Genomic DNA, 7651 nt, shown 5'->3' with positions numbered 1-7651 from the left:
CAGCCGCCCCCCACCTCGCAGGAGCATGCAGTGAACCGGACCGGGAAGACCCTGACCTCAGCAGGCGGCATCATCGTGGCTGTCCTCGCGGCCTGGGCCGTCGCCGCCCCTGAATCCATCGGCGTCTCGGCGGCCCCCGCCGGTCGGTCGGAGACCAAGAGCGACGAGAGCGCGGAGGGCCCCAAGGGTGCCGGCGGCGCCAAGAGTGCCAAGAGCGTCCTGTGGGACGGAGACGCGTCGAACGGCCTCGGCGTCTTCGGGACCACCCTGTGCGACGCGCCGGGAAGCGTCACCGTCGACAACTGGGGCACGGCCCGCGGTGACTTCTTCAAGTTCAACAAGCCCATCGGCGTTCCGCGCTGCGAGGCGCACAACGTGCGGACCGGGAGCGGCGAGTACGCCTTCCGCAACGGCAGCACGTACTGGTTCGGCTGGGACTCGATGACCAAGACGGGCGACGCGCAGACCGTCTTCCAGTGGAAGTCCAACGGCACCAACGACCAGCACAGCCAGAACTACCCCGTGATCATGAAGGTGGAGGACGGCAGGCTGAAGGTCTGGTACGTCGCTCCCGGCGAGGAGTGGATCTCCATCGGCTCGGCCGCCTGGTCGTCCGGCGCCTGGCACTCGATCCAGCTCGGCATCACCACGAGCTCCGCCAGCTCCGGAAAGCTCTCGGTCTACCTGGACGGCCAGGAGATCGCCTCCCGCTCGGGCGCCCGCACCTGGGACGACCTCGGCAACAAGCCGCGGTGGGGCACCTACTGGGGCACTGACGCGAGCACGGCGTCCATCAACTGGATCGACGGCCTGGCCATGGGGGAGGCCAGGGCCGACGTCGACTGACCCCGCGCCGGCCGCGCCGATGCGCGGCGCGGAAATCCACGGGAGGCCTGTGAACAGGCCTCCCGTTTTCACGCGATGACCATGATTAAGTTAGGTTAGCCTTTCCTGAGTATCGCCGGGGGGAGGAGAGTCCATGCTGCCTGGGAACGGGGAGTCGTGGGCGCGGATCCGCCTCCAGCTGTCGCCCGTGAACGTCGGATTCGCCCGTGATCGGCGAACGCCTTGACGGCACGCGCCTCTACGTCGACCGGTGCCGCGGCCCCGCCGTCACACCGGTGCGCCGACCACGCGGTCCGCGCTCATTCCCGAAGGAGCCATCCGATGAACCAGACCTTGTCGCCCGAGCGCGTCCGCGCCGACATCGCGGAGCTGCTCGACTGCGACCCCGCCGAGATCGCGCCCGACGAGGACCTGTTCGACCTCGGCCTCGACTCGGTACGGATCATGACCCTGGTCCAGCGCTGGCGCGCCGCGGGAGCGACCACCCTGGAGTTCCCCGACCTGGCCGAGCAGCCCGAACTGGGGCACTGGACGGCCCTCCTGACGGAGCGTGCCGCATGACCCGGGTCGACCACCGGCACCGTCACCTGGAGCGGATCGCCGAGGTCCGCCAGGGGCCGCACGCCGAGAAGGTGGGGTACCCGATCGGCATCAGGGAGACCGAGGTCGTACGCACCGTCAAGGTCGGCGCCGGACTGCTGCGGCTGACCCTGGGCGGGCCCGGCACCGAGGGGTTCGAGGCGCACGCGCCCGACGAGCACGTGAAGCTCATCTTCCCGGAACCGGACGGCTCACTGCGGCTGCCCGAGCGGAACGGGGCGATGCTGCGCTGGCCGCGGCCCGCCCCCACCTCGCGCGAGTACACGGTGCGCCGCTACGACCCCGTCACGGGTGAGATCGACATCGACATCGTCCCGCACGACGGCGGCCTCGCGTCGGACTGGGCGCACGCGGTCGAGCCGGGCGCGGTCGTGCACCTCGCGGGGCCGCCCGGCGGGCTGATCGTCCCGCACACGTACGACCGCTATCTCCTCGCGGGCGACATCACGGCGCTGCCCGCCATCGCGCGCTGGCTGGAGGAGCTGCCCCGGACCGCCAAGGGCTGGGCCTTCGTCGAAGTGGCCGACGCCGACGAGGAGATCGAGCTGTCCGCGCCCGAGGGCGTCGAGGTGCACTGGCTGCACCGCGGCGGTCTGCCCGCCGGTGCGGGTGGCGCGCTGGAGCGGGCCGTGACCGCGGTGACCGTGCCCGAGGGGGAGCGCGTCTACGTGTGGGTCGCCGGTGAGGCCGGGCAGATCAAGCCCCTGCGCCGCTGGGTCCGTGACGAGTTGGGGCTCGGCAAGGCCGACCACGACATCACCGGGTACTGGAAGCGCGGCGTCGCCGACTTCGACGAGGACGACCACTGAGCAACCGGCCGGAAGGGCGCGCGAAATCTTTGCGCGCCCGATTGTCCTGCCGACAAGGTCATCTACTAAGGTGAGCCTTACCTAAGTAACAAGGAGCGAAACATGTCCATACGCAGATCGTCGGGCCTGGTCGGTGCCGTGGCGCTGGCGCTGTTGGTGACCGGGTGCGGATCGTCGGACGGCGGGTCGGACGACTCGGGCAAGGGCAAGACGCGGGTGTTCGCCGCCGACAACGGCAAGATCACCATCCCGTCCGACCCCAAGCGTGTGGTGGCCACCGGCTACGCGGTCCCGGCCATGATCGAGGGCGGCGCGCCCCTCGTCGGGATCTCGTCGTGGAAGCGGGGCGAGCCGATGATGACCAAGAAGGATCTCGCCACGTACAAGAAGACGCCCAAGGTGGCGGGCGAGTTGGCGACCGAGACCAACTACGAGGCCATCGCCGAGGCCGAGCCGGACCTGATCGTCATCGGTGTCCCCGCGCCGGTGCTCGGCGACATCGACGTGAAGCGGCTCGAAGGCATCGCCCCCGTCGTCGCCCTCGGCCCCACCGTGCCGGCCGCCTGGCGCAAGCTGACCCACAAGCAGTCCGACGCGGCGGGCGCGCTGAAGAAGTACGACGTCGCGAAGGACAAGTACGAGGCCGAGGCCGACAAGCTGTCCAAGAAGTACGCGGACGTGCTGCCGAAGCTCAAGCTGGGCCACGTCGGTGCCTACGGCGAGACCGCAAAGGGCACCTTCCAGCGCGAGTTCGGCAATTCCTGGGGCACCAACATCGCCCAGGACGTCGGCGCCAAGTACTACGGCAAGGTCAAGAAGCCCGGCCCCGGCTCGAAGTCCGTCAGTGAGTACCCCTCCATCGAGGAGCTCCCGGACGCGCTCGGCGAGGCCGACGCCATCACCTACTCGGTCAACCCCGACGGCAGCATCCCCAAGCCGGTCAAGTACGTCATGGACTCGAAGCTGTGGAAGAACCTGCCCGCCGTCAAGGCCGGCAAGACCTTCCCGATCCGCTACACCGAGGCCGCGACCTACGGGCAGGCCATGCAGACCCTGGACGCGATCGACGAGTCGTTCGCGCCGCTGCTGAAGCGGTGACCGTCGCGGGCCGCGCCTCCGAGGCGGCCGGAACCAGAAAGGCCGTCCCGCAGATCGGCCTGCTCGTCGGCGGCCTGGTGCTGCTGGCCGTCGTCGCCGTGCTCAGCATCGGCATCGGCGCCCGCTCGGTCGCGCCCGGCGAGGTCGTGCGCGCCCTGTTCGACTATCAGGGCACGAACGACGACCACGTGATCGTGCGGGACGTCCGCGCCCCGCGTGCGCTGCTCGCCGTCGCGGTGGGCGCCGCCCTCGCGGTGGCGGGCGCCCTCATCCAGACGCTGGCCCGCAACCCGCTGGCCGAACCCGGCATCCTCGGGGTCACCGCGGGCGCCGGGTTCTCCATCACCATCGGCTCGGCACTCGGACTGACGGCGAATCAGGCCGGTGAACTGGGCTTCGCGGTGCTCGGCTCCGTCGCCGCGGCACTCCTCGTCGTCGCGGTCGGACGGCACTCGCCGCTGCGCCTGGTGCTCGCGGGCGTCGCCCTGACCGCCGTGCTGAACGGCGTCGCCCTGGGGCTTCGACTGATGCTCCCCGACACCTTCGACGCGTACCGGTTCTGGTCGGTCGGCTCCCTCGCGGCCCGCGAACAGGCCCCGATGGCCCTGCCGCTGACGGCGATCGCCGTGGCCCTGCTCGGCGCGCTGCTGCTGAGCCGGGCACTCAACGCCCTGTCGCTGGGCGAGACCGTCGCGCACACGCTGGGCGCCGATGTCCGACGGGTGCGGATCGCCGCGCTCGTACTGATCACCGTGCTCAGCGGCGCGGCGACAGCGGTGGCGGGACCGATCCTGTTCGTCGGTCTCATCGTGCCGCACCTGGTCCGCAGGCCCGCCGGAGGCTCGGTGCCGTGGCTGATTCTCTACACGATGGTGCTCGGCCCGATCCTGCTCCTCGTCGCCGACATCGGCTCGCGCGTGCTGCTGCCCACCGGCGAGGTGCCGGTGGCCATCGTGACCGCGTTCCTCGGCGGACCCATGCTGATCTGGGCCGTGCGCCGCTACGGGGCGGGGTCGCTGTGAACACACTCGTACTGAAAACACTCGTACCGAAAACGGAACGCCGCACGGTGCTCCTCGTCGTCGTGATGGTCGTCCTGATGCTGGCCCTCGGGCTGCTCGGGCTCTGCTACGGCGCGTCCTGGTCCACCCCCGGCGAGGTGTTCGCCTCGCTGACCGGCACTCACCGCTCCGTGGTCATCTCCGACTGGCGGCTGCCGCGCGTCCTCGCCGGTCTCGTCTTCGGCGCCGCCCTCGGCGTGGCCGGGGCCATCTTCCAGAACCTCACGCGCAACCCGCTGGGCAGCCCGGACGTCATCGGCCTCGACGCGGGCGCCTACACCGGCGCCCTCTTCGCCCTCACCGTCCTGTCGGGCACATCCGCCCAACTGGCCACCGGATCGGTGCTCGGCGGACTGATCGTCGCCGGTGTGATCTACCTGCTCTCGTTCGACCGGGGCTTCTCCGGGCTGCGGCTCGTGGTGATCGGCATCGCCGTCAACGCGATGGTCACCGCGTTCAACTCGTGGATCGTGCTCCGCGCCGACCTGGAAGTGGCGATCGCCGCGGTCGGCTGGAGCGCGGGCTCGCTCGCCGGCGTCGGCTGGGAGGACCTGGGGGTCCCGTTCACGGTGATCGCCGTGCTGCTCGCCCTGATGGCGTCGCGGGCGCACGCCATGCACCAGGCGTCGCTCGGCGACGCGATCGCGGTGACCACCGGCGTCGGGCTCGGCCGACTGCGGCTGCTGATGGTGCTCGTCGGCGTCGGCTGCACCGCCACGGTGACCGCCGTGGCCGGACCCATCGCGTTCATCGCCCTCGCCGCCCCGCAGATCGGCCGCAGGCTCGCGGGCGCGGCCGGTGTGCCGCTGCTCCCGGCCGCGCTGACCGGAGCCGTGCTGCTCCAGGGCGCCGACCTGATCGCGCAGATGCTCCTCGCGCCGGTCGCCCTGCCGGTCGGCGTGGTGAGCACCGCGATCGGCGGTTGCTACTTGATTTGGCTGCTGACCAAGGAGGTGGGGCGCGCGTGACCGCACGCCTGACCGCGCGGGACATCACCCTGCGCTACGGAGACCGGGTGGTCTCCACACGGCTGAGCCTGGACGTCCCCGACGGCGCGTTCACCGCCATCGTGGGCCCCAACGCCTGTGGGAAATCGACCCTGTTGCGCGCACTCGTGCGGCTCCTTCGCCCCCACGAAGGACAGGTGGAGTTCGACGGCCGCGAGGTCACCGGCTACCCGGCGAAGGCGCTGGCCAAGCAGCTCGGCTTCCTGCCGCAGGACCCGCTGGCCCCCGAGGACATCAAGGTTCGCCAACTGGTGGCCCGGGGCCGCTTCCCGCACCAGTCGCTGCTGGCCCTGCGCTCCCCGGACGACGAGGCGGCCATCACCGGGGCGATGGTGGCCGCCGGGGTCGAGGACCTCGGCGACCGCCCGGCGCAGGAGCTGTCCGGCGGACAGCGGCAGCGCGTGTGGATGGCCATGGTGCTCGCCCAGGAGACGCCCTACCTCCTGCTCGACGAGCCGACGTCCTTCCTGGACATCACCCACCAGTACCAACTGCTCGGCCTGCTCGCCAGGTTGCGCAACGAGGGCCGCACCGTCATCGCCGTCCTGCACGACATCAACCAGGCGTGCCGCTTCGCCGACCACCTCGTCGCCATGAAGGACGGCCGGGTCGTCGCCGAGGGCGACCCCGGGGACATCGTCGACGCCGCGCTGATCAAGGACGTCTTCGACCTGCCGAGCGTCATCGTCCCCGACCCGGTCACCGATACGCCGATGGTCGTCCCCACCCTGCAAGGAGAGTAAGTTGAGCACCGCAAGCGTCTCCTCGGACGGCCTGCTGCCCCTGACCAGCGCCCAGTTGGGCATCTGGAACGCGCAGCGCCTCGAACCGGACTCGCCGTACTACGTGGTCGGCGACGTGGTGGAGATATCCGGCAGCGAACCGGTCGACGTCGACGCGCTCGTCGAGGCCGTCCGGGCGACCACCGAGGAAGCCGAGACGCTGCGGCTGCGGGTGTACGACACCCCTGAAGGGCCGCGCCAGACGGTCGGTCAGGACCCGGTCGCCGCACCCGAGGTGGTCGACGTCAGCGGCGACACCGATCCCGTGGCCGCCGCCCACGCGCTCGTCGACGCCGAACGCGCGCGGACGGGCGCGGCCTGCCGGGGGATGGTCGACCGGCCGCTGTACGCACGTACCGTCATCCGGCTCTCCGACCGCGAGGTCTGGTACACCCAGCTCGGCCACCACCTGATCTTCGACGGCTACACCGCGGCGATGCTCGCCCGCCGCACCGCCGCCCGCTACACCGCCCTGGTGAACGGCACCGAGCCGCGCAAGTCGACGTTCGGCGGGTTCGCCGCCCTCGTCGCGGCCGACCGGGCCTACCGGGAGAGCGACCGTTTCACCGAGGACCGCGCGTACTGGGTCGAGCGGTTCACCCCGCTCCCCGAACTCGGCGAACTGCCCGACGCCACCGACGCCGGCGCCCCCGACGGCACGCTGACCGCCCGCGCCGCCATCTCCTCCCGGGAAGCCGCCGCGCTCCGCGCCTTCGCCGAGGCCGAGGGCGTCACCTGGGGCGAGGCGCTGATCGCCTGCTACGCCGCTTTCCTGCACCGCATGCTGGGCCGCACCGACGTGGTCTTCGCGCTGCCCCTCATGTGCCGGACGGGCTCGGTCGAGCTGCGCACCCCAGCCATGGCCGTCAACGTCCTGCCGCTGCGCGTCACCGTGCAACCGGGCGACGGGCTCGGCGAGTTGAGCCGCCGGGTCGCCACCGCCATGAAGGAGATGCGCGACCACCAGCGCTACCGCGGCGAGGACCTGCCGCGCGACCTCGGCGTGCCCGGCGCGGGCGCGCTGCTGCACGGACGCGGCATCAACCTCAAGGCCTTCGACCTCGCGATCGACTTCGCGGGCGCCGAAGGCCTGATGCGCAACGTCGCGGGCGGCCCGCCGGAGGACATGGGCCTGAGCGTCCTGCCGGCCCGCGACGGGGGACTGCTGCTGGGCTTCGAGGTCGACGCCAGGTCCAACGACCAGGCGTCCGTCGACGCCATGCTGTCCGGCCTGCGCGCTCTGCTCGCCGGGCTGATCGAAGGACGGACCGTCGGACGGATCCCGCTCGCCGGGAACCCCGAGTACACGGAGCGCCTCCTCGCGTCCTGGTGCCCGCCCGCCCTGCCCGGCGCACCGGTCGACGTGCCGACCGCGTTCGACGCGATGGGCGCCGCCGACCCCGGGCACACGGCCCTGGTCCGCGGCGGCGAGCGGCTGTCCGCGTCGG

At 71.5% G+C, this 7651-nt stretch carries 8 protein-coding genes; all 8 read left to right on the top strand.

What is annotated here, in order from left to right; genetic code table 11:
• Nucleotides 1-846: heparin lyase I family protein (locus AOK03_RS38335; protein ID WP_208609692.1), on the top strand; the 846-nt coding region annotated here is incomplete at its 5' end.
• 321 nt (nt 847-1167) lie between these two features.
• The gene (locus AOK03_RS38330) at nt 1168-1407 is read left to right on the top strand and encodes a phosphopantetheine-binding protein (protein ID WP_055569977.1); all 240 of its coding nucleotides are present in this window, start codon (nt 1168-1170) and stop codon (nt 1405-1407) included.
• Entirely contained in the window at nt 1404-2255 is an 852-nt protein-coding gene (locus AOK03_RS38325) for a siderophore-interacting protein (protein ID WP_055569976.1), read from the top strand. The genes AOK03_RS38330 and AOK03_RS38325 overlap by 4 nt, the downstream gene beginning before the upstream one ends.
• Nucleotides 2256-2357: 102 nt before the next feature.
• Nucleotides 2358-3353: an ABC transporter substrate-binding protein gene (locus AOK03_RS38320; RefSeq protein ID WP_055569975.1), complete on the top strand. Its 996-nt coding sequence runs from the start codon at nt 2358-2360 to the stop codon at nt 3351-3353.
• Nucleotides 3350-4375, top strand: coding sequence for a FecCD family ABC transporter permease (locus AOK03_RS38315; RefSeq protein ID WP_055569974.1), 1026 nt, complete (start codon nt 3350-3352; stop codon nt 4373-4375). The genes AOK03_RS38320 and AOK03_RS38315 overlap by 4 nt, the downstream gene beginning before the upstream one ends.
• Before the next feature lie 65 nt (nt 4376-4440).
• Nucleotides 4441-5382, top strand: coding sequence for a FecCD family ABC transporter permease (locus tag AOK03_RS38310; protein WP_055569979.1), 942 nt, complete (start codon nt 4441-4443; stop codon nt 5380-5382).
• The gene (locus AOK03_RS38305; RefSeq protein ID WP_055569973.1) at nt 5379-6164 is read left to right on the top strand and encodes an ABC transporter ATP-binding protein; all 786 of its coding nucleotides are present in this window, start codon (nt 5379-5381) and stop codon (nt 6162-6164) included. Before AOK03_RS38310 ends, AOK03_RS38305 begins: the two co-directional genes overlap by 4 nt.
• A gap of 1 nt (nt 6165) precedes the next feature.
• A partial coding sequence (locus AOK03_RS38300) for a condensation domain-containing protein (RefSeq protein ID WP_244177924.1) occupies nt 6166-7651 on the top strand: 1486 nt, incomplete at its 3' end.

This window comes from Streptomyces atriruber, assembly GCF_001418325.1.
Taxonomy (GTDB): Bacteria; Actinomycetota; Actinomycetes; order Streptomycetales; family Streptomycetaceae; genus Streptomyces; species Streptomyces atriruber.
This window is presented reverse-complemented; position numbering and strand designations above follow the sequence as displayed.

What these genes read in the sequence shown, in the direction of transcription:
- AOK03_RS38330 (WP_055569977.1), top strand. Translation starts at nt 1,168, where the DNA reads ATGAACCAGACCTTGTCGCCCGAGCGCGTCCGCGCCGACATCGCGGAG.
- AOK03_RS38325 (WP_055569976.1), top strand. Translation starts at nt 1,404, where the DNA reads ATGACCCGGGTCGACCACCGGCACCGTCACCTGGAGCGGATCGCCGAG.
- AOK03_RS38320 (WP_055569975.1), top strand. Translation starts at nt 2,358, where the DNA reads ATGTCCATACGCAGATCGTCGGGCCTGGTCGGTGCCGTGGCGCTGGCG.
- AOK03_RS38310 (WP_055569979.1), top strand. Translation starts at nt 4,441, where the DNA reads ATGGTCGTCCTGATGCTGGCCCTCGGGCTGCTCGGGCTCTGCTACGGC.